Source organism: Mesorhizobium sp. M0633, assembly GCF_040320645.1.
Taxonomy (GTDB): domain Bacteria; phylum Pseudomonadota; class Alphaproteobacteria; order Rhizobiales; family Rhizobiaceae; genus Mesorhizobium.
The window spans coordinates 13,856-33,567 of record NZ_JAMYQC010000028.1 but is presented as its reverse complement, the minus strand read 5'-3'; the positions used below and the strand labels follow the sequence as shown (position 1 = coordinate 33,567).

The window sequence follows — 19,712 nt, the reverse complement described above, 5'->3', positions numbered from 1 at the left end:
AAGTCCGCGGTGGACAAACTGCCGCAAGGATTTTCCTGCCGCCGATGCTATCTTGCCGGCACTTTGGGTCCTCGGACGATCATGATGACAGTGCGTCAGGATATTCACAGCACCGGCATTCCAGTGCTTTGCCGATCATGCGAAGCGCGCCACCATGGCGTCTGCGGCGCGCTCGATCCCGATCAACTGGTGGGCCTCGCCAAGACCTCATCGAAGCACACCGTTGAACCGGGCGCAGAACTGATTGGTGACACCCAGACCGTCGACCGTTATTCGAACGTACTTTCCGGCGTGGTGAAGCTCACAAAGAGCCTGTCGGACGGACGCCAGCAGATTGTCGGCCTCCAGTTTGCCCCCGATTTCCTGGGCAGGCCCTTCAAGGTGGAGAGCGCGATCAACGCCGAAGCCGCAACGACCGTTTCCCTGTGTTCCTTTCCAAAAGCCGCCATCGAACGCATGATGAAGGAATCGCCACAGCTCGAGCATCGTCTCTTCAAGCAGACGCTCAATGAACTAGACGAAGCACGAGACTGGATGGTGACGCTGGGGCGCAAGAGTGCTGCGGAAAAGGTGGCGAGCTTTCTCCTGATGATCGCCAGGAATATCGATCCCACGCTTGACCCGGCGGCCCAGTCGACAAGCTTTGACCTGCCGCTGACGCGCGCCGACATCGCCGATTTTCTCGGCTTGACGATCGAGACGGTCAGCCGCCAACTGACCAGGCTGAGAACAGACAGCGTAATCCGGATCGACAACAACCGGCACATGACTGTGGAGAACATGAGCCGGCTGCAGCGACGCTCCGGCGCCTAACCGGTATCGACGACCCCGATCATCGGCAAGACGTGCTCGCGTTCGAAGGCGATATGCCGGCGCAAGCTTTCGAATAAGCCGCGCAGCATGAAGCCGACAGCCTCGGCATTCTCGACTGTCTCGCCATGGCCGATCGCCAGCAGGATTTCAGTCACCTCGCTGGCAAAGCATTCGTCCTCGACGTGTTCTGCGCGCAATCGACGAGTTGAAGCAAGGTTGGAATCGCTGCCAGTCAAAGCAGCCTCGTAGGCCGGAAAGATAACCGTCTCCTCGTATCGGTGAATGTTGCGCAACAGCGGAACGATCGCGTTGGCCACGCCAATACACTTCAGGCGATCTGCGGCCGGCAACGTATCGGCGATCTTTTCCAAGGCGTCACAAAGCCGCAGCTTTTCCCCATGGGCACGTTTCATCACAGCGCCAGGGAGGAACTCTCGATCGAACCGTCCGACCGGCATGGAAATCTCGCGGCGGGCTTCAAACAGCGACGATTTCCGCTCGTTCTCCCCGTCCAATGAAAGCCTCCTGATCGTTTGCGAGTTCGAAGCTGCCCAATCCAAAAGCAAATGGCTTTGACATGGATCAAGGCAGCGACGACGCGACTGCTGAATTGGTGTCAAGCGGATTGGTATCCGCGCATCCCAATCCGAGGTCGGGGACAGGTCATGAAGTTCGGCACGCAAATCTTCGCCTTGGGCCTGTTCACATTTGCGGCCCTTGTGGCAGCCGGGTTCGGTGTGGACGAGCCATTCCGGCAGCATATGTGGGTACTGTTTTTTGTGCTGCTCGGCTTTGTCGCCATCCTCATCCGCAACACGAATTTCGAAGTGGCTGCTCCGATCGACCCGTCCGCCTACATGGATGGGCCAGTCCGCTATGGCGCCATCGCCACCATGTTCTGGGGTGTCGTCGGCATGCTGGTCGGCGTCGTCATTGCGCTGCAACTTGCCTACCCCGATCTCAACATTCAGCCCTGGTTTAACTTCGGCCGTTTACGGCCATTGCATACGTCGGGCGTCGTCTTCGCCTTTGGCGGCAATGCGCTGCTCTGCACGTCCCTGTATGTCGTCCAGCGCACCTGCCGCGCGCGGCTGTTCGGCGGCGATCTCGGTTGGTTCGTGTTTTGGGGCTACCAGCTCTTCATCGTCATGGCCGCGACCGGCTACCTGCTCGGCATCACCGAGAGCCGCGAATACGCCGAACCCGAATGGTATGTGGATATCTGGCTGACCATCGTCTGGGTCGCCTATCTCATCCTGTTCCTCGGCACGATCCTGAAGCGCAAGGAGCCGCATATCTACGTCGCCAACTGGTTTTACCTGTCCTTCATCGTCACCATCGCGATGCTGCATGTGGTCAACAACCTGTCGATGCCGGCCTCATTCCTGGGTTCCAAGAGCTACTCCGCCTTTTCCGGCGTCCAGGACGCCCTGACGCAATGGTGGTACGGCCACAACGCCGTCGGCTTTTTCCTCACCGCCGGCTTCCTCGGCATGATGTATTACTTCGTGCCCAAGCAGGCGAACCGGCCGGTCTATTCCTACCGGCTGTCGATCGTCCATTTTTGGGCGATCATCTTTCTATACATCTGGGCCGGCCCCCATCACCTGCACTACACCGCCCTGCCCGACTGGGCGCAGACACTCGGCATGGTGTTCTCGATCATGCTGTGGATGCCGTCATGGGGCGGCATGATCAACGGCCTGATGACGCTGTCGGGCGCCTGGGACAAGCTGCGCACCGATCCGATTATCCGCATGATGGTGATGGCCATCGCCTTCTACGGCATGTCGACCTTCGAAGGTCCCATGATGTCGATCAAGACGGTCAATTCGCTGTCGCACTATACCGACTGGACCATAGGTCACGTGCACTCCGGTGCGCTCGGCTGGGTTGGGATGATCTCGTTCGGCGCGATCTATTACATGGTGCCGAAGCTTTGGAACCGCCAACGTCTCTATTCGCTGCGGCTCGTCACCTGGCACTTCTGGCTGGCGACGCTCGGCATCGTCGTCTACGCGGCCGTCATGTGGGTGTCCGGCATCATGCAGGGCCTGATGTGGCGCGAATACGACGAGCAGGGCTTCCTGGTCTACTCCTTTGCCGAAACCGTGGCCGCCATGCACCCCTACTATGTCATGCGCGCCATCGGCGGGGCCATGTACCTCTCCGGCGCCCTGATCATGGCCTGGAACATCGCCATGACCATCCTCGGCTACCAGCGCGAGGAAGAGCCGATGCCGGGCTCCCTGCCCGTCCTGCAGCCTGCCGAATAAGGAGCCAGACAATGGGCTTGATGGACAAACACGCACTGATCGAGAAGAACGCCACGCTTCTGCTCATCGGCTCTCTTCTTGTGGTGACTGTCGGCGGCATCGTCGAGATCGCACCGCTCTTCTATCTCGACAACACGATCGAGAAGGTCGAGGGCATGCGCCCTTACTCGCCGCTCGAACTTGTCGGGCGCAACATCTATGTGCGCGAGGGTTGCTACCTCTGCCATAGCCAGATGATCAGACCGTTCCGCGACGAGGTCGAGCGCTATGGTCACTACAGTCTGGCGGCCGAGTCGATGTACGATCATCCTTTCCAATGGGGATCGAAGCGCACCGGACCGGACCTCGCCAGGGTTGGCGACCGCTATTCCAATCAATGGCATGTCGAGCACCTTACGGATCCTCGTTCGGTGGTGCCTGAATCAATCATGCCGAGCTATGCGTTCCTGAAAGACACGCCGATCGAGGTGAAGGATTTCTCGACGCATCTGGTCGCCAACAGCCGTGTCGGTGTCCCCTACGGCGACGACATGATCGCACACGCCAGCGCCGACTTGATGGCGCAGGCTGATCCCAACGCCGACACATCCGGCCTCGAAGCCCGCTACCCCAAAGCCAAGATCGGCGACTTCGACGGCAACCCGCAACAGGTCACCGAAATGGACGCCCTCGTCGCCTATTTGCAGATGCTCGGCACGCTGGTCGATTTCAAGAACTACGACGAAGCCGCCGGCTACCGCTGAGGAGTTTTATCCATGGATTACGATTTGATGCGGGAGTTTGCCGACAGCTGGGGTCTGGTCGCCATGGCGCTTTTCTTTGTCGGCGCAATTGCCTTCGCCCTGCGCCCCGGCAGCCGCAAGTTGGCCGACGAAGCTGCCCGGATTCCCCTTGAGGACGAGTGATCATGAGCGACGAGCAGATCGATGAAATCTCTGGCATTTCGACCACCGGCCACGAATGGGATGGCATTCGGGAGCTGAACAACCCGCTTCCGCGCTGGTGGGTCGTAACCTTCTACGCCACCATTGTCTGGGCAATCGGATACACCATCGCCTATCCGGCATGGCCTTTGCTGCATTCGGCAACAACGGGCGTGCTCGGCTATTCGAGCCGCAACGAAGTCAAGAACGAGCTATCGGCGGCTGAAGCGGCGAAGGGCAAATATGTCGCGGCGATAGAATCGAAGAGTGTTTCGGAGATCGCGGCGGACGATGGTTTGCGCGAATTCGCGATCGCCGCTGGTGGCGCCGCGTTCAAGGTCAATTGCGTGCAATGTCATGGCTCCGGGGCCCAGGGCTCCAAGGGCTTCCCCAACCTCAATGACGATGACTGGCTGTGGGGCGGCAAGGCGGATCAGATCCAGCAGACGGTCACGCATGGTATCCGCTTCGCATCCGATCCGGATACGCGACTTTCGGAAATGCCAGCCTTTGGCGACATTATCACTGCCGACCAGATTAAACAGGTCAGCGCCTATATTGCCGGCCTGTCCCAAGCCGTCAGCGACGAATCTTTGGTGGCGCCCGGTGCCAAGGTTTTTGCGGAAAACTGCGTTGCTTGTCACGGCGACAACGCAAAGGGCAACAAGGAGCTCGGCGCTCCTGATCTGACCGATGCCATCTGGCTCTACGGATCGGGCGAAACGGCCATTGCCGCCCAGGTCACAGCGCCGAAACAAGGCGTGATGCCGGCCTGGGGGGCGCGCCTGGGCGAAACCAGGATCAAGGAGCTGGCGGTCTACGTGCATTCGCTAGGCGGTGGAGAATAGGAACGGGGGCCTATTCTCCGGCCCTCACCGCCGAAGCGACGAGGCCCGGCTCTGCCGGGGCTCGATTTGTTTTCCGTGGGCCAGGCGATTGACCTGCATCAACGCGGCGCAATCCAGTCGGCAGCAAAATCCGCTCGACGCTGTATTTCGCTGACCTGCCTGTGCCCAGTCAGAACATTTGCCCGGCGAAATCAAAGCTGCGCGACGGGAGAAACCAGTGCTGGACAATACGCAGGTAGAACGGCTCGAAGCCGAGGCGGTCAACTCCGCCAAAGTGCGACAGCCGATGTATGCCGCGCGCAAGAAGATCTTCCCGAAGCGGGCCTCGGGCAGCTTTCGCCGATTCAAATGGCTGGCAATGGCGGTCACGCTTGGTATCTACTATCTGACACCTTGGCTGCGGTGGGACCGCGGCCCGTTTGCCCCTGACCAGGCCGTGCTGCTCGATGTCGCCAACCGGCGTTTCTACTTCTTCTTCATCGAGATATGGCCGCAGGAATTCTACTATGTGGCCGGCCTTCTGGTCATGGCCGGCGTCGGTCTTTTCCTGGTTACGTCGACTGTCGGTCGTGCCTGGTGCGGCTATACGTGTCCGCAGACCGTGTGGGTCGATCTGTTCCTGGTCGTCGAGCGAGCTATCGAGGGCGACCGCAACGCGCGCATGAAGCTCGATGCCGGGCCTTGGACCGCCCGCAAGCTCGCGCTGAGAATGTCGAAACACGCCATCTGGCTGATCATAGGTGCAGCGACCGGCGGCGCCTGGATCTTCTATTTCGCCGATGCGCCGACCTTGCTCGTCGAACTCTTCACCGGCACGGCAGCGCCTATCGCCTACATCACCGTCGCTGTGCTCACAGCGACGACCTATACGTTCGGCGGGCTGATGCGCGAGCAGGTCTGCACCTATATGTGCCCGTGGCCGCGCATCCAGGCGGCCATGCTCGACGAAAGTTCGCTCACCGTCACGTACAATGACTGGCGCGGCGAACCGCGCACGCGCCACACCAAGAAGGTCCAGGCCGCCGGACAGTCAGTCGGCGATTGCGTCGACTGTAACGCCTGCGTGGCTGTCTGCCCGATGGGGATCGACATTCGCGATGGCCAGCAGCTCGAATGCATCACCTGCGCGCTCTGCATCGACGCCTGCGACGGCGTCATGGACAAGCTCGGCAAGGAGCGCGGCTTGATCTCCTACGCGACACTCTCCGACTACAATGCCAACATGATGCTGGCGACCGCGGGCGGCGCCTGTTCGGTCAATCCGTCATTGGTCAGGACCGCTGACGGCCTGTTTTCGGACAGGGTGGCGCATTTCCATGTCCGCAAGATCTTTCGGCCACGCACCTATGTCTACATGGCCATGTGGTCGCTGATCGGCCTGGGTCTGCTCTTTTCGCTGCTGACGCGCGACCGGCTCGAGATCAATGTTTTGCACGACCGCAATCCACAATTCGTGACGCTGTCCGACGGCTCGATCCGCAATGGCTATACCGTCAAGCTGCTGAACATGATCCCCGAACCAAGAACGATCGTCGTCAGCATTGGGGGTTTGCCAGGCGCAGAGATGAGCATCGTTGGTGTCGACCTCCCTGCCGATCGCTCTTTTGCGATCCAGGTCGAACCCGACCGCCTGAAGATGTTGAAGGTTTTCGTGCGCCTGCCTGCTGATCAGATCCATGGCGCAGCGCAGACCTTCACACTCCGGGTCGAGGACAAAGCGAGTTTCGAGTCCAACGAATACACCGCCACCTTCAACGCGCCGGAGATCGCCAGATGAACGCCACCACGCGAAAATCCCGGGAATTCACCGGCAGGCACATGTTGGCCATCATCCTTGCTTTTTTCGGCGTGGTCATCGCGGTCAATCTGACCATGGCGACGCTTGCCAATACAAGCTGGACCGGGCTTGTCGTCGAAAACACCTATGTGGCGAGCCAGCAATTCAACAGGAAGGCCGAGGAAGGGCGCGCGCAGGCAGCCCTCGGCTGGACCGGCAAGTTGACCATTGCATGGGGCGAAGTCCGCTATGGCGTCACCGACGCCGCCGGCAAGGGGGTTCCCTTGCATGGCGTCAAAGTGCTGTTTCGCCATCCCGCTTACGAGAAAGAAGATGAGTCCATCACGCTCGCCGCCGCCTCGGGCCACGAGTTTGCAGTGCAGCACATGCCAAGGGACGGTGTGTGGATCGTCGAAATCGACGCCGATGCCGGTCTGGCAAGGCCTTTCCACGACGTGCGCAGGATCATGATCTCCGATGGTGCGCTGAAATGAGCTGCTGTGCACCGGGCGCGGAAATGGCGCTGGATCTGGGCAACGCTACATCCGTCCTGCCGTCCAGCGAAGAGATCAAGCTGGCGAGCCGGTCGCTTGGCGATGGCCTTAGCCAGACCGATCTTTCAGTTCCGACGGTTCATTGCGCAGCCTGCATCCAGACAATCGAGACGGCGTTGTCAAAACTCGATCACGTCGAGGCCGCTCGCGTCAACCTGTCAACGAAGCGGGTCTCGGTCCGGTGGCGCGGGGACGAGGCCCCACCATTCGTCGCCATGCTGGGGCGGCTGGGTTACCAGGCGCATTTGTTCGAACCCGAGATTGGTGAAAAGGACAAAACGCTCTCGGAGCTTATCCGCGCCGTCGCTGTTGCCGGATTTGCGGCGGGCAACATCATGCTGCTGTCGGTTTCGGTCTGGTCCGGTGCCGAGGGCGCGACCCGCGACCTGTTCCACTGGGTCTCGGCACTGATCGCCATCCCCGCACTCGCCTTCGCCGGCGGCATCTTCTTCAAGTCGGCCTGGAATGCCTTGCGTCACGGCCGCATGAACATGGACGTGCCGATCGCGGTCGGCGTGTCGCTGGCCTATGCGATGAGCCTCCATGAGACGATCACCCATGGCGACCACGCCTATTTCGACGCGTCGGTGTCTCTGCTGTTCTTCCTGTTGATCGGCCGCACGCTGGATCACGTGATGCGCGCACGCGCCCGCACCGCCGTGAAAGGCCTGTCACAACTGGCCGCGCGTGGCGCCATGGTGCTGCGCGACGGTGGCGCACGCGACTATCTGCCGGTTGGCGAGATCGAACCGGGCATGCTGTTGCTGATAGCGGCCGGCGAAAGGATCCCCGTCGACGGCAAGATCACGCGTGGGACATCGGACGTCGACTGCTCGCTGGTTTCGGGAGAGAGCACGCCCAGAAGCGTGGCTCCAAACGATGCCGTCCAGGCCGGCGTGCTCAACCTTACCGGCCCGCTGACCATCGAGGCGACAGCCGCCGCGAAGGATTCGTTCCTGGCGGAAATGGTTCGGCTGATGGAAGCCGCCGAGGGCGGTCGCGCACATTACCGCCGCATCGCCGATCGCGTTTCAGCACTCTATGCTCCAGTTGTTCATCTCACCGCCTTCGTGACATTCCTTGGCTGGATGGCGGCAACCGGCGACTGGCATCGGGCGATAACCATCGCCATCGCCGTTTTGATCATCACATGTCCGTGCGCGCTCGGGCTCGCCGTGCCGATCGTCCAGGTGGTCGCCGCGCGGCGGCTGTTCGAGAACGGCATCATGGTCAAGGATGGTTCGGCCATGGAGCGCCTGGCAACGATTGATGCAGCGGTGTTCGACAAGACCGGCACGCTCACGCTCGGCCAGCCCCGTCTCGTCAATGCGGCCTCGATCGATCCGGCCATGCTGACGATTGCGGCCGACATGGCCGCGCATTCGCGTCATCCCTTTTCAAAGGCCATAGCCGGTCTTGCCGCTGGCGGCGGGCAGCACAAATTCGATGCCGTCACCGAGCATCCGGGGTTCGGTATCGAAGCAACTGACGTCGGAAGTATCTGGCGGCTGGGCAGACGCGGATGGGCTGGATGGAAGGCCCGCACAGGCGGCGAAGGCAAACATGGCTATGGCGGGACGGTCCTGACGAAAGACGGGATCGTTGTCGCGACCTTCAATTTCGAGGATGCGTTGCGTGCCGACGCCAAGGCGGCGATCGAGCGATTGAACGATGCCGGGATGTCGGTTCAGATGCTGTCGGGCGATAGCGCGGCCGCCTGCCGCGAAATCTCGAAAATGCTGGGTATCGATGACTTCGTTCCGTGCCTGCTGCCGTCCGGCAAGGTCGAATGCATCGAAACCCTGGCGAAAGAGGGACACCGGGTTCTGATGGTTGGCGACGGCTTGAACGACACGCCTGCGCTGAGCGCGGCGCATGTTTCGTTCGCGCCGGCCACGGCCGCCGACATTGGCCGCAATGCGGCGGATTTCGTATTCCTGCGCGAAAGCCTTCTGGCAATCCCCCTCGCGCTGGACGTCTCGCGCAAGGCGGGAAGCTTGATTCGCCAGAACATCACGATCGCCATCATCTACAATGCCGTCGCCGTGCCGATCGCGATCCTGGGGCACGTCACCCCTCTTATCGCCGCGATCGCGATGTCCGCGTCTTCCCTGCTTGTCATCGGAAATGCTCTGCGTCTGCGAGGTTCTATGCCAGATTCGCCGGCCAAAGATGTCCGGCGCGACAGGCTGTCCGACAGCAGCAAACTGGCCCAATCCTCATGACCACCCTTGCCTACCTCATCCCTGTCGCCCTGTTCCTTGGTGCGCTTGGCCTGGGGGGCTTCCTGTGGGCGTTGAGGAGTGGCCAGTACGAAGATCTTGACGGAGCTGCCGAGCGGATCCTTATCGATCGGGAAGACAGACTGGAGCGCTGATCCAGGGCCGAGGGCTGACAAACAGCGCCGGTGCAGCCAACCGCTCCCACACACCTTCCCCACTGCGACTATGCCGCGCACGATTGCTGTTTCCGGGGTTGTTGCTGCCTAACACTGAACGCCACCAATTTGCGCCAGCGCAAAGAAACGCTGCGTCAGGCCAGATACCTTCTGCTCATCCGCAACGGTTGAGAGATAGGAGACTGACATGATCACGCGACGCGACGCCCTTTTCGGAGCAGCGATTGGCGCTGCCACCGTGGCGGCACTGCCGGCATTTTCGGCAACGGTGACAAAGACGGACATTCGAGGGTTCGCCCGCGAAAAGATCGAGCTCGTGGCACCGCCCTTTGTGCATCCGCACGATCAGATCGCCACGGTTGGACCGAAAATCGTCGAGTTCACCATGACCATCGAGGAAAAGCCCGTCGTCATCGATGCCGACGGCACGACGCTCAATGCGATGACCTATAACGGCTCGATTCCTGGCCCTCTGATGGTCGTGCATCAGGACGACTATGTCGAACTGACGCTCATCAATCCCGACACCAACTCACTCGCTCACAACATCGATTTCCACGCCGCAACCGGCGCGCTGGGCGGCGGCGCCCTGACGCTGATCAATCCCGGCGAGCAGGTGACCTTGCGCTTCAAGGCAACCCGAACGGGTACGTTCGTCTATCACTGCGCACCCGGTGGCGCGATGATCCCATGGCATGTCGTCTCCGGCATGAGCGGCGCCATCATGATCCTGCCGCGCGATGGGCTCAGGAACGACAAGGGCGAACCGGTAAAGTACGACAAGATCTTCTACATCGGCGAGAACGACTTCTATATTCCGCGCGACGAGAAGGGCAACTTCAAGACCTACGAATCGGCCGGCGACGGTTACGACGACATCGTCAAGGTCATGCGCGGGCTGATCCCGACGCATGTGGTGTTCAATGGCAAGGTCGGTTCGCTGACCGGCGACAATGCGATGAAGGCGAAGGTCGGCGAGACCGTGTTGATCGTCCATTCGCAGGCCAACCGCGATACGCGACCGCATCTGATCGGTGGCCACGGCGACTATGTCTGGGAACAGGGCAAATTCGCCAATCCGCCGGCCAAGGATCTGGAAACCTGGTTCATCCGTGGCGGCTCCGCGGGGTCGGCGCTCTACACGTTCCTGCAGCCCGGCGTCTACGCCTATGTCAATCACAATCTGATCGAGGCCGTGGAACTCGGTGCGACCGCTCACTTTATGGTCGAGGGCGAATGGAATGACGACCTGATGACGCAGGTCGAGGCGCCGACACCCCTCGCCACCAACTGACGGCACTCCAATTTGCCCGGACAGCGATGCTGTCCGGGCATGGACAAAGCGATGTCTCCATTGATCCTCAAGGTTCTTCCGGTCGCCCTCGTCGCCGCTGCCGTTCCGGCAGGGCTCTCGATACAGACGGTCTTCGGGGATCGACAACCTCACCCCATCGCTATGACGGTTACCTTGCTTTCGGGTTCGATCACCTATCCGACGCCAGGGGAGTTCCTGATGGAGGGACGCCCGCAAGCCAATCCCCGCCTCAAGCGGCAACTCAACAGACCTCTCGAAATCATGGCCTACCAGATCAGCGCGGCCGACTATGCGGACTGTGTGTCGGCAGGAAGCTGTCAGCCGGCACAGGAGACGCGCGCGATCCCAAGCAACGCTCCCGTAACTGGAGTGAGCTATCTCGATGCCAATGCCTACGCCCGGTGGTATTCGCAAGTGACGGGCGACCAATGGCGGCTGCCATCCGACGAAGAATGGGCGTTTGCCGCGGCGGAGCGGTTCGCAGGGGAATTTGAGGGTGTCGAAAACGACGCCAACAACCCCGCCAGACGCTGGCTCACCAGCTACAAGGCCGAGGTGGACCTCAATCGCAAACCGGACCCGTTGCCCAAGAGCCGTGGCTCTTTTGGTTTCAATTCCCTGGGCCTCGCCGACTTTTCCGGCAATGTTTGGGAGTGGACTTCGACTTGCTATGTCCGCACCACATTGGCTGCGGATGGAAGCGGCGTTGCGAGTTCGGTCGACAATTGCGGCGTCCACGTCCTTGAAGGGCTTCACAGAGCCTACATGTCGAACTTCGTCAGCGACGGAAAAAGCGGCGGCTGTGCCGTTGGCACGCCTCCCGACAATCTGGGTTTCAGGCTGGTCCGGGACCATCGGGGGTGGGCGAACCGTATCGTCGGCTACCTCGGCATTGCCTGACAAATCAGAAGCGGCTTTTCCATTCGCGTTTCGACGGTCGCCTGCTCTCCCCGCCGCCTCACCGCACCTTTGGCCTCATCAACGCACTTCCATAGATCAGAATGAAGCCGGCAAATGCCGCCACCCATGCGGTGCCGGCCATGTCGATCACTATGTCATAGGGGACGAAGGCAGCCAGGATTCTCAATGATCCTGCGAGGAGGACGGCTCCAAAAATGAACGAGGCGCCTTTTCCAGCCTTGAGCTCTCGCCCGGTGTGACCGAGCGTTGCGCGGGTCATCACGGCAAGCGTCATCGCGCCGACCGCGCCAGTTCCGAGTGCGTGGAGTCCCGCCGCCGCCGGCACGGCATCGGGGAAGAAGATCGACACCGAGACAAGGGCGAGACCGACCGGCACGAAGGCATATGCGAGATGGAGTACGAGCACCAGCGGATCCCGCAAGGTGCGCTCGCCGGCCCACCGCGACAAGCGCCACGCCTGGCTGATTGCAGCGGCCGCCAGGAGCATTCCTGAGGCGCTGTTGTCGGGCGCGAACGTCCATGCTCCCAGCGCGATGGCTGAGATGGCTATCGATGCCATGTCAAAACGGTCGAACGGAGCAGGCAGCCGGCCAGGATTTTCGCGGACGAGCCAGTTGCGGGTGAAGCTCGGAATGATGCGCCCGCCGATCAACGAGATGAGCATGATCGCCGCGGCCATGCCGAGCCTGCGGCTGATGTTGGATGTGCCTTGAAGATGCGCCTCGATGTGGAACGTGCCGTTGGCGCCAGCCAGGACGGCAAGCGGCAGCAGTACTTTCAGGTTGCGCCAGTTCCGTCCTGCGACGATCTCGCGGGCCGCCGCGGCAGCAACCGCAAGCAGAAATGAGCCATCGATCACGGCGGCTGCTTCCCAGCCGATATCCGCCGAGACAAAGACAGCGACACGGCCGGCAAGCCACAGGACCACCAGCGCCAGCAGCGGCAGGCCTTGCACAGGCAGCCGGCCGGTCCAGTTGGGAATGGCGGTCAGCAAGAACCCGGTAACGATCGCCGACAGATAGCCGAACAGCATCTCGTGAATGTGCCAGTCGACGGGAACGAACGCACTGTGGGCATTGAGTTCGCCGGCATACATCGGCAGCCAAAGCAGAATGGAGAGCGACGCATACAGCGACCCAAGGAAGAAGAACGGCCTGAATCCGTAGGAAAGAAATGCGGGCCCGGTGTAGGCCCGCAGGCGTGGAATCCCCATGATTTGCGTCTCCAAATGAACAGGGCCGGATGAACCGCCGCCCTCGGTCCGTCCGGCCCGCGCCCGCGCTTTATGTGGCAGGCATGGCTGTATCGATTGCCGGTCAGTTGGCGGGGATCTGGGTGAACAGGTCGGCGAACACTGTCTTTGCCTTCCCGGGATGCTTGACCGCTTTGGCGGTATCGAGATTGACTGGCTTGCCGACAACGATCAGCGCGACCATGCCCATGCCGTAGTGCGGCGCGCATTTGACGCCATACACACCTTCCTGGGTGAGTGTGACGGTGATCTCCTCGCTGGGCTTTCCCTTGAAAGGCTCAGCGCCATCCGGAAGCATGCCCTTGATCGACTCTGCGTCATGGCTCTTGTCGGTCGGCACGAACTTGACGGTATCGCCGGGTACTGCCTTGACGAAGGCCGGCTGGAAAACCATGGCGCCCTTTTCGCCCTTGTTGAGCATTTGCACCACATGCTCTTCCGCGCTTGCGCCGCCGGCCAGCGCGAGGATGGAGATTGCGGCGGCGAGGATGGAGAGTTTCATCGGTTCGTCCTTTTGTTTCGTCGTCACGGCATTTGGCCGTTCCATGCCTTTTAGCCTGACAAGCCCCGGCAGAATTTGCGCTGGCGCAAACTCGGAGTAGAAAGCTCTTCCATGGACTGATGCGAAACTACAGGATCGTGAGGAATCCGCTTGGCTGCGTTGGACCGATCGCTGATATCGCGGCTGCCGCTCTTTCAAGGACTGACGCCCGACGAGCAGAGCGAGATCCTGCGAGATGCGCGGTCGTCTCGCTATGCCAAGGAGACGACGATCTTCGCGCAGGAAGCCGATGCCCATTCCTTCTTCGTGCTGATCGCCGGGCACATCCGCGTCGTCCGCACCACGCCGGATGGACAGCAGGTCATCGCTAGATACATCAGCGAAGGCGAGATCTTTGGCGTCGCCGCAGCCCTTGGCCGGACGACTTACCCCGCCAGCGCAGTCGCGGCGGTGGACTGCGTGGTGTTGGCCTGGCCCAACGCGCTATGGCCGGAACTGGCGAAGCGGTTTCCTGTGTTTGGAGCGACCACCTACCGGACGGTCGGAAACAGGCTGCAAGAAACCCAGACGCGGGTTGTGGAGATGTCCACTGAACAGGTGGAGCAGCGCGTTGCTCACGCGCTGCTGCGACTGGCAAATCAGACTGGTCGGAAGACCGACAGCGGCATCGAAATCGACTTTCCGATCTCGAGGCAGGACATTGCCGAAATGACGGGGACGACACTGCACACGGTCAGCCGGCTGCTCAGCAAATGGGAAGAGAATGGGATAATTGCCAGCGGACGCCAGAAAGTCACTGTCAAGGACGCGCACCGGCTTGTGGTCCTCTCAGGGAGTCGAACCAAGCGCTGATTTATCACCTGCGCGCTCGAACAGCCGATTCCAAATCCACCAGGAAGGCGGTCTCATTGATCTGATGCTCTCGGCACGCCTCAGCGATCGTATGGAAGGTACCGATTGGACAACCGACGCAAAGCATCCTGTATCTCAGCACGACAGCCACCGTTGCCGGCCATTTTCTCATGATCTCGTCGACGACCATGTCGGAATTGAACGAACTGAGCTCCTTCACGATGAAGTCTCCGCCATTGCGAAGCGTCTTAATAGATTCCTCTCAGGCCGCCTTCTTTGCGCTTTCGCAACTTTGATGAGCATTGCCGTTTGGCTAGGAAAAGCTAGACAAACGTCATGACCATAATTGCACCGATGACAATCAGAACAAGCCCGCCGATCAGCATAGGGAGCAGCGTGTTGTTCAGGTCGACGCCCGACTCGAATTGGTTGGCCACCGGTGTGTCATTTTTGTCTGGGTCAGTCATGCTTGTCTCCACGGGCCGGCAGACGCGAACCGCGCGGCGTTGCGGTTGAATTGTCGATCGAGGCCTTACCCATGCTTATCGTACGCCGAAGCTTCGGATGCAGGCAGCCCGCCGACAAAGTCCTGGGGCATCAATGCGACGTCGGCCAGCGTGTAACGATCAAGGGTGTTCTGGAAGGAGGCCATCGCGTCGCCGAACATTCCTGAAAGTTTGCAGCGGCCGGTGAGCACGCACTGATTTCCGGTCCCGAAGCACTCCACAAGCGCGAAATCTGGCTCCGTCAGCCGTACCACGTCGCCGATCCGGATCATCTCGGGGCTCCGCCCGAGGGCTAGCCCACCGGAGCGGCCGCGGACCGCTTTCAAGTAACCGCCGCGCGTCAGGGTGTTGGCGACCTTGTTGAGGTGCGTTTTGGATACCTTGAACGTGCGTGCCACCTCCTCGATCGTGATCAGGCGATCACCGGCAGAGGCCGCGTACATTAGCATCCTCAAGGCGTAGTCCGAGAAATTGGTCAACCGCACTAATGGTTCCTCTTTGCAATTCTCGTACAGGAGCCACTTACAATCCAGCCCCGCATCACAGGTCCTTCTCGACGATCGGTTCAATGCCCATCGTAGTCTCGCCACGGCTGAAGGCGACCGCGAGACGGAAGCTATGAGCTATGCGCAGTGCGCGGTCCATGAACAGCGCCGCAACCTCGGGTGGGCAAACACGGCGCACCGTTGCGCGAAACAGCTTTAGCCAACGCCGGAAATGCGCGACTCCAAGGCCGGAGATCGCCAGGTGTGGCGGTAATGGACGGCCTTCATAACGGGACGACCGGAGCAGCGTAGCGGACCAGAAGTCGCACATCTTAGCCAGATGGCGCGGCCAAGCCTCAGGATGGATAGCGTTATGAAAGATGGGGCCGAGAAGGTCGTCGCGGCGAATCTCATCATAAAAGCCGTCAACCACAAGACGGATCATGGCCTCGTCAAGCACGTCTGGCAACGGGGCACCACCGATGACGATCTTTTGTTGCTCCGACCATTCGCAATCATGTGCATGCTCTTAGTTTTCGAAGACCCAAAGACCTCAAAATAATTCCCACACTCAAACAGCTCCGCAACGCACCGAGTGAAGTCGCGTCCACGATGACGATTGATGCATTTGCTTCAAAGGAGGCCTTCGTCGGTATGGGTCGGAATCGCACCTTAAAAAAGATTGTCAATATATCTTATTGGCGGGCAGCTCGTGGCTGGAGGGGCCGGTCGGCTGTTTAATGAGAGCGGAGTTGCAGGCATTCGCGGGCGGTGTGCGCCGAAACGCCATCAGCCAGCAGATGCGAAACATTGGCCGAGCAATGACCGCCCAGGAAATCGAGGAGCTGCAGCACGCGGCCTTGGTGACGCGATCTGCGGTATGCCTGCACGACCGCTCTATCGTTGGCCGGCTGCGTGCTGCAGCCGTGCGATCAGGTCGCGGTTGCGGCAATAGTCTGGCGGATCATCAGCTTGCTGGTGTTCATCAAGCCAAGTCGAGCATTCATCCTGGTGCCCGCAGGAGCGACACCGGTCGACCGCTCGATTGGTGACGGCAACATGGTCCGGAACGACCTTCAAATATTTGTCGACGCCGAGCTTCTGCATCATGCGGCTCATCAAGGCGGTCCTGGCGTCAACTGAAATCAGGTAGTCGAGAAAACTCATGTCGTTTCGCTCCCGTTTTCTGGCAGATCATTGCGATATCGGCGATCGCTGCATTGATCTCGGTCAACAGGCGTCTCCCTCGTGGTGATATCTATCGTGCGTGCCTCAAGCGATGGCGTGAAGGTCCTGATGCGACCGGCGGCCAATACAACATGAAGCGGTTGATGCTGCTCTCTTCCATCAACGTACGCGTGACGCCGCCGAACGCCCATTCCCGCAGGCGGCTATGACTGCATGCGCCGGAAACCATCAGGTCTGTATGGATCATGCGTGCGAACGCCACCAGCTGTTCGCCATCACCATCGCCGGGATGAATTCGGTTCCGCACCGTGATGCCGTGGTGCTCAAGAAAGACGGGGACGTCCGCGAGGCTGTCACAGATGCTTTCTTTGTAGCACATTTGTGGTCGCCTTTCGCTGGAGCGTTTGGATGCTATGATGAAGTGCATCCGCCGGCACTCGACGCCTTGATGCGTGTCAAATGACACTACTCACCGGATCCCGAACCTCTGACTATGCCGGTTTTTGCGTGTGCAGAAAGAGCGATGAATGATAGTTAGAATGCGTTGCGGGTTCCCTGATCAAAGGACTTGATTTGGACGACAAACAAACACGTGACCTGTCGACCGGCGTTCGCGCCGAAGGGCGGGTCGCGGCCGAACACGACCGGCTCTCCCAGATGTTCGAGCAGGCCCCTGGTTTCATGACCTTGATGCGTGAGCCGGGTCATGTATTCGAGCTGACCAATGCCGCCTATCAACGTCTGATTGGCCAGAGGCAAGTGATAGGAAGGTCGGTACGCGAGGCCCTGCCCGAGCTCGAAGGCCAAGGATTCTACGAACTGCTGGACCAAGTATACGAAACGGGCAAGCCCTACAGAGGTCAAGGCGTGAAGGTCGCCCTTCGCAACAAGGACGGCGAGCCGGTCGATGAACGCATCCTCGATTTCGTATATCAGCCCATCAAGGCTGACGATGGTCGCATCACTGCGATCTTCGTCGAAGGCACCGACGTCAGCGAACTCTCCTATGCAAACGCCGCACTTCGACTGCGCGAAGATCATTTGCGTTCGATCCTAGCGACAGTGCCCGATGCAATGGTGGTCATCGACGAACAAGGCCGTATTCAATCCTTTAGCACGGCTGCCGAAACGCTGTTCGGCTACCAGTCCAGCGAAGTCATCGGCCAGAATGTCAATCTGCTGATGCCGTCGCCCTACCGCGAAGAGCATGATGCCTATCTTCACCGCTATTTAGCGACAGGGGAGCGCCGGATCATCGGGCTCGGTCGCACCGTCACTGGAATGCGCAAGGACGGCTCGACCTTTCCGATGGAACTCTCTGTCGGCGAGATGCATCCGGGAACCGGGCGCTTCTTTACCGGCTTCTGCCGCGACTTGACCGAACGCCACCGGGCGGAGGCAAGAATACAGGAGCAGCAGCTGGAGCTTCTCCACATGGCGCGGTTTACTGCGCTCGGCGAAATGGCCTCGACGCTTGCCCACGAGATCAACCAGCCGCTCACCGCCATTACGAACTACCTTAAAGGCAGCCGGCGGCTTCTCGAAAAAAGCACGGAAGACAACGCGCCGATGCTGAGGGAGGCCGTCGAAAAAGCAGCGGAACAGGCCTTGAGGGCCGGAGACGTCATTCGCCACCTTCGCGATTTCGTCGCAAGAGGCGAAAGCGAGCGCCAGGTCGAACGCCTGCCGGCGATTATCAAGGAAGCCTCGTCACTGGCCCTGGTCGGCGCAAGAGAAATAGATGTCCGCGCCAGCTACAAGCTTGATCCCGCCGCCGAACTGGTCTTGGCCGACCGCATCCAGGTTCAGCAGGTTCTGCTGAACCTGATGCGCAATGCGATTGAAGCCATGCAAGGCATGCCACGCCGCGAGCTGCAAATCATAACCATAGCCCGTGATGACGGCATGGCTGAGGTAAGCGTGGTTGACACAGGCACTGGTCTCGCGCCGGAAGTCTCCGCCCAGCTTTTCCAGCCATTTGTCACGACCAAAAAGCAGGGCATGGGGGTTGGCCTCTCTATTTGCCGCACGATCGTCGAGTCGCACGGCGGTCACATCTGGGCTGAGGCAATGCCGGCCGGAGGAACCGCCTTCCGGTTCACCTTGCGCATCTGGGAAAAGGAAGAGGTCGCCAGTGGCCGGTAGCAATCTTGTGCACGTCGTCGACGACGACGTCGACGTTCGCAAATCGCTTGGTTTTCTGTTGGCGACGGCCAACTTCGCCGTGCGCTTGTACGAATCGGCGACAGCTTTTCTGGCGGTGGCCACGAGCAGTCTTGACGGCTGCATTGTGACCGATGTGCGCATGCCGGGCATTGACGGCATCGAGTTCCTGCGACAGCTCCGGAGCCGCGGGCATACGCTTCCGGTCATCGTCATGACGGGTCATGCCGATGTGGCCCTCGCTGTTCAGGCGATGAAGGAAGGTGCCGCCGACTTCATCGAAAAGCCGTTTGACGACGAGGTGCTGATCGAAGCGATCCGCTCCGCATTGGACAGTCGCAATCGGACGGAGGCGACACACCCACAAGGCGTGGAAATCCGTGGTCGTCTGGCGGCCCTGTCGGAGCGGGAGCGACAAGTGCTGGACGGCCTTGTGTCCGGCCTGCCGAACAAGACGATTGCCTATGACCTCGGCATCAGCCCGCGCACGGTCGAGATCCATCGCGCCAATGTCATGAGCAAGATGGCCGCGAGCAGTCTGTCGCATCTCGTGCGCATGGCTTTGGTTGTGGAGTCCAAACGTTAAAGCGAGTCAGTAAGAGACCTGTGGTTGTTTGCCGGGATCGTATCCGGCACCCAGTCTCGCCAGTGGGTCGGGTGAACGTCGATGCGTGCGCGGGTGGCGGCGTTCTTCCAGCCTTCCCGCTCCTTGATGCACGGAAAGACAAGCGCATGTTCGCCGTCCTCGTCGAGGACGGCCAGTTCCAGCTCACGATCGAACGGAGCGCTTGAGATCGGCTTCCACATCATCCCCTATGATGGGTGGGAGCAGCAGGCCCCGCCTTGATCTGGATCATTTTCCAAATCCCCACTCCGGTATGGACGCTGACACTGACATGGGCCGCCATGCGAGTCACCGGCGGGCCTAGCCATGGTTGT

24 protein-coding genes are annotated in these 19,712 nt (G+C 60.3%); 14 read left to right on the top strand and 10 right to left on the bottom strand.

All coding sequences use genetic code 11. The annotated features are described in order from the left end of the window. Nucleotides 1–84 precede the first annotated feature (84 nt). Nucleotides 85–813, top strand: a complete 729-nt coding sequence (locus NKI47_RS25300; RefSeq protein ID WP_352593968.1) for a Crp/Fnr family transcriptional regulator — start codon at nt 85–87, stop codon at nt 811–813. On the opposite strand, the gene NKI47_RS25295 is transcribed toward NKI47_RS25300, so the two are convergent. Next, complete coding sequence (locus NKI47_RS25295; RefSeq protein ID WP_352594022.1) at nt 810–1,226, bottom strand: hemerythrin domain-containing protein; 417 nt, start codon at nt 1,224–1,226, stop codon at nt 810–812. The genes NKI47_RS25300 and NKI47_RS25295 overlap by 4 nt on opposite strands. A gap of 252 nt (nt 1,227–1,478) precedes the next feature. Between NKI47_RS25295 and ccoN the strand changes: the two genes are divergently transcribed. From ccoN to NKI47_RS25245, 10 genes are all read left to right on the top strand, one after another. After that, nucleotides 1,479–3,089 (top strand): cytochrome-c oxidase, cbb3-type subunit I, encoded by a 1,611-nt coding sequence (gene ccoN, locus NKI47_RS25290; RefSeq protein WP_352593967.1) that lies wholly within the window; start codon nt 1,479–1,481, stop codon nt 3,087–3,089. 11 nt (nt 3,090–3,100) lie between these two features. Continuing rightward, nucleotides 3,101–3,832: a cytochrome-c oxidase, cbb3-type subunit II gene (gene ccoO, locus NKI47_RS25285; RefSeq protein WP_352578058.1), complete on the top strand. Its 732-nt coding sequence runs from the start codon at nt 3,101–3,103 to the stop codon at nt 3,830–3,832. Between the two features lie 12 nt (nt 3,833–3,844). After that, nucleotides 3,845–3,994, top strand: a complete 150-nt coding sequence (locus tag NKI47_RS25280; protein WP_352593966.1) for a cbb3-type cytochrome c oxidase subunit 3 — start codon at nt 3,845–3,847, stop codon at nt 3,992–3,994. A gap of 2 nt (nt 3,995–3,996) precedes the next feature. Beyond that, complete coding sequence (ccoP, locus tag NKI47_RS25275) at nt 3,997–4,860, top strand: cytochrome-c oxidase, cbb3-type subunit III (RefSeq protein ID WP_352593965.1); 864 nt, start codon at nt 3,997–3,999, stop codon at nt 4,858–4,860. Nucleotides 4,861–5,077: 217 nt separating this feature from the next. After that, nucleotides 5,078–6,637 carry a cytochrome c oxidase accessory protein CcoG gene (gene ccoG, locus NKI47_RS25270; RefSeq protein WP_352593964.1) on the top strand — a complete coding sequence of 520 codons (1,560 nt, stop codon included), beginning with the start codon at nt 5,078–5,080 and terminating at the stop codon, nt 6,635–6,637. Further along, nucleotides 6,634–7,131, top strand: coding sequence for a FixH family protein (locus tag NKI47_RS25265; protein WP_352593963.1), 498 nt, complete (start codon nt 6,634–6,636; stop codon nt 7,129–7,131). Before ccoG ends, NKI47_RS25265 begins: the two co-directional genes overlap by 4 nt. Continuing rightward, entirely contained in the window at nt 7,128–9,416 is a 2,289-nt protein-coding gene (locus NKI47_RS25260) for a cation-translocating P-type ATPase (protein ID WP_352593962.1), read from the top strand. The genes NKI47_RS25265 and NKI47_RS25260 overlap by 4 nt, the downstream gene beginning before the upstream one ends. After that, nucleotides 9,413–9,568: a cbb3-type cytochrome oxidase assembly protein CcoS gene (gene ccoS, locus NKI47_RS25255; RefSeq protein ID WP_352455561.1), complete on the top strand. Its 156-nt coding sequence runs from the start codon at nt 9,413–9,415 to the stop codon at nt 9,566–9,568. Before NKI47_RS25260 ends, ccoS begins: the two co-directional genes overlap by 4 nt. A 208-nt stretch (nt 9,569–9,776) precedes the next feature. After that, the gene (gene nirK / locus NKI47_RS25250; protein ID WP_352593961.1) at nt 9,777–10,883 is read left to right on the top strand and encodes a copper-containing nitrite reductase; all 1,107 of its coding nucleotides are present in this window, start codon (nt 9,777–9,779) and stop codon (nt 10,881–10,883) included. Nucleotides 10,884–10,934: 51 nt separating this feature from the next. Further along, a complete protein-coding gene (locus tag NKI47_RS25245) occupies nt 10,935–11,804 on the top strand; it encodes an SUMF1/EgtB/PvdO family nonheme iron enzyme (RefSeq protein WP_352593960.1) in 870 nt (289 codons plus the stop codon). Between the two features lie 58 nt (nt 11,805–11,862). On the opposite strand, the gene NKI47_RS25240 is transcribed toward NKI47_RS25245, so the two are convergent. Together NKI47_RS25240 and NKI47_RS25235 are read right to left on the bottom strand one after the other, a co-directional pair. Then, nucleotides 11,863–13,038 (bottom strand): NnrS family protein, encoded by a 1,176-nt coding sequence (locus NKI47_RS25240; RefSeq protein ID WP_352593959.1) that lies wholly within the window; start codon nt 13,036–13,038, stop codon nt 11,863–11,865. Between the two features lie 103 nt (nt 13,039–13,141). Then, a complete protein-coding gene (locus tag NKI47_RS25235) occupies nt 13,142–13,579 on the bottom strand; it encodes a pseudoazurin (RefSeq protein ID WP_352593958.1) in 438 nt (145 codons plus the stop codon). A gap of 150 nt (nt 13,580–13,729) precedes the next feature. Here NKI47_RS25235 and NKI47_RS25230 point away from each other — a divergent pair, with 150 nt between their 5' ends. Beyond that, a complete protein-coding gene (locus tag NKI47_RS25230) occupies nt 13,730–14,431 on the top strand; it encodes a Crp/Fnr family transcriptional regulator (RefSeq protein WP_352578065.1) in 702 nt (233 codons plus the stop codon). 4 nt (nt 14,432–14,435) lie between these two features. Here NKI47_RS25230 and NKI47_RS25225 read toward each other — a convergent pair whose 3' ends face one another. From NKI47_RS25225 to NKI47_RS25195, 6 genes are all read right to left on the bottom strand, one after another. Next, a complete protein-coding gene (locus tag NKI47_RS25225; RefSeq protein ID WP_352594021.1) occupies nt 14,436–14,621 on the bottom strand; it encodes a DUF1858 domain-containing protein in 186 nt (61 codons plus the stop codon). A gap of 133 nt (nt 14,622–14,754) precedes the next feature. Continuing rightward, the gene (locus NKI47_RS25220; protein ID WP_352455556.1) at nt 14,755–14,898 is read right to left on the bottom strand and encodes a hypothetical protein; all 144 of its coding nucleotides are present in this window, start codon (nt 14,896–14,898) and stop codon (nt 14,755–14,757) included. Nucleotides 14,899–14,963: 65 nt separating this feature from the next. Beyond that, complete coding sequence (locus tag NKI47_RS25215) at nt 14,964–15,422, bottom strand: RrF2 family transcriptional regulator (protein WP_352578066.1); 459 nt, start codon at nt 15,420–15,422, stop codon at nt 14,964–14,966. A gap of 55 nt (nt 15,423–15,477) precedes the next feature. Beyond that, the gene (locus NKI47_RS25210; protein ID WP_352594020.1) at nt 15,478–15,882 is read right to left on the bottom strand and encodes a group III truncated hemoglobin; all 405 of its coding nucleotides are present in this window, start codon (nt 15,880–15,882) and stop codon (nt 15,478–15,480) included. A 437-nt stretch (nt 15,883–16,319) separates the two neighbouring features. Then, on the bottom strand, nt 16,320–16,589 hold the full coding sequence (locus NKI47_RS25200) for a DUF6455 family protein (RefSeq protein ID WP_352593957.1): 270 nt from the start codon (nt 16,587–16,589) through the stop codon (nt 16,320–16,322). Nucleotides 16,590–16,680: 91 nt separating this feature from the next. Further along, nucleotides 16,681–16,989, bottom strand: a complete 309-nt coding sequence (locus tag NKI47_RS25195) for a putative universal stress family protein (RefSeq protein ID WP_352593956.1) — start codon at nt 16,987–16,989, stop codon at nt 16,681–16,683. A gap of 218 nt (nt 16,990–17,207) precedes the next feature. Here NKI47_RS25195 and NKI47_RS25190 point away from each other — a divergent pair, with 218 nt between their 5' ends. Further along, nucleotides 17,208–18,755, top strand: coding sequence for a sensor histidine kinase (locus NKI47_RS25190; RefSeq protein WP_352594019.1), 1,548 nt, complete (start codon nt 17,208–17,210; stop codon nt 18,753–18,755). Next, nucleotides 18,745–19,359 (top strand): response regulator FixJ, encoded by a 615-nt coding sequence (fixJ, locus tag NKI47_RS25185; protein WP_352593955.1) that lies wholly within the window; start codon nt 18,745–18,747, stop codon nt 19,357–19,359. Before NKI47_RS25190 ends, fixJ begins: the two co-directional genes overlap by 11 nt. Here fixJ and NKI47_RS25180 read toward each other — a convergent pair. Next, nucleotides 19,356–19,580: a hypothetical protein gene (locus tag NKI47_RS25180; protein WP_352593954.1), complete on the bottom strand. Its 225-nt coding sequence runs from the start codon at nt 19,578–19,580 to the stop codon at nt 19,356–19,358. The genes fixJ and NKI47_RS25180 overlap by 4 nt on opposite strands. Nucleotides 19,581–19,712 lie beyond the last annotated feature (132 nt).

Coding starts and splice junctions, on each gene's coding strand:
- nirK (WP_352593961.1), top strand. CDS start 9,777: ATGATCACGCGACGCGACGCCCTTTTCGGAGCAGCGATTGGCGCTGCC.
- ccoO (WP_352578058.1), top strand. CDS start 3,101: ATGGGCTTGATGGACAAACACGCACTGATCGAGAAGAACGCCACGCTT.
- NKI47_RS25245 (WP_352593960.1), top strand. CDS start 10,935: ATGTCTCCATTGATCCTCAAGGTTCTTCCGGTCGCCCTCGTCGCCGCT.
- ccoS (WP_352455561.1), top strand. CDS start 9,413: ATGACCACCCTTGCCTACCTCATCCCTGTCGCCCTGTTCCTTGGTGCG.
- NKI47_RS25180 (WP_352593954.1), bottom strand. CDS start 19,580: ATGTGGAAGCCGATCTCAAGCGCTCCGTTCGATCGTGAGCTGGAACTG.
- NKI47_RS25235 (WP_352593958.1), bottom strand. CDS start 13,579: ATGAAACTCTCCATCCTCGCCGCCGCAATCTCCATCCTCGCGCTGGCC.
- NKI47_RS25265 (WP_352593963.1), top strand. CDS start 6,634: ATGAACGCCACCACGCGAAAATCCCGGGAATTCACCGGCAGGCACATG.
- NKI47_RS25280 (WP_352593966.1), top strand. CDS start 3,845: ATGGATTACGATTTGATGCGGGAGTTTGCCGACAGCTGGGGTCTGGTC.
- NKI47_RS25260 (WP_352593962.1), top strand. CDS start 7,128: ATGAGCTGCTGTGCACCGGGCGCGGAAATGGCGCTGGATCTGGGCAAC.
- ccoP (WP_352593965.1), top strand. CDS start 3,997: ATGAGCGACGAGCAGATCGATGAAATCTCTGGCATTTCGACCACCGGC.
- NKI47_RS25295 (WP_352594022.1), bottom strand. CDS start 1,226: ATGAAACGTGCCCATGGGGAAAAGCTGCGGCTTTGTGACGCCTTGGAA.
- NKI47_RS25200 (WP_352593957.1), bottom strand. CDS start 16,589: ATGAGTTTTCTCGACTACCTGATTTCAGTTGACGCCAGGACCGCCTTG.
- NKI47_RS25240 (WP_352593959.1), bottom strand. CDS start 13,038: ATGGGGATTCCACGCCTGCGGGCCTACACCGGGCCCGCATTTCTTTCC.
- NKI47_RS25195 (WP_352593956.1), bottom strand. CDS start 16,989: ATGTGCTACAAAGAAAGCATCTGTGACAGCCTCGCGGACGTCCCCGTC.
- NKI47_RS25300 (WP_352593968.1), top strand. CDS start 85: ATGACAGTGCGTCAGGATATTCACAGCACCGGCATTCCAGTGCTTTGC.
- ccoN (WP_352593967.1), top strand. CDS start 1,479: ATGAAGTTCGGCACGCAAATCTTCGCCTTGGGCCTGTTCACATTTGCG.
- NKI47_RS25220 (WP_352455556.1), bottom strand. CDS start 14,898: ATGACTGACCCAGACAAAAATGACACACCGGTGGCCAACCAATTCGAG.
- NKI47_RS25225 (WP_352594021.1), bottom strand. CDS start 14,621: ATGGTCGTCGACGAGATCATGAGAAAATGGCCGGCAACGGTGGCTGTC.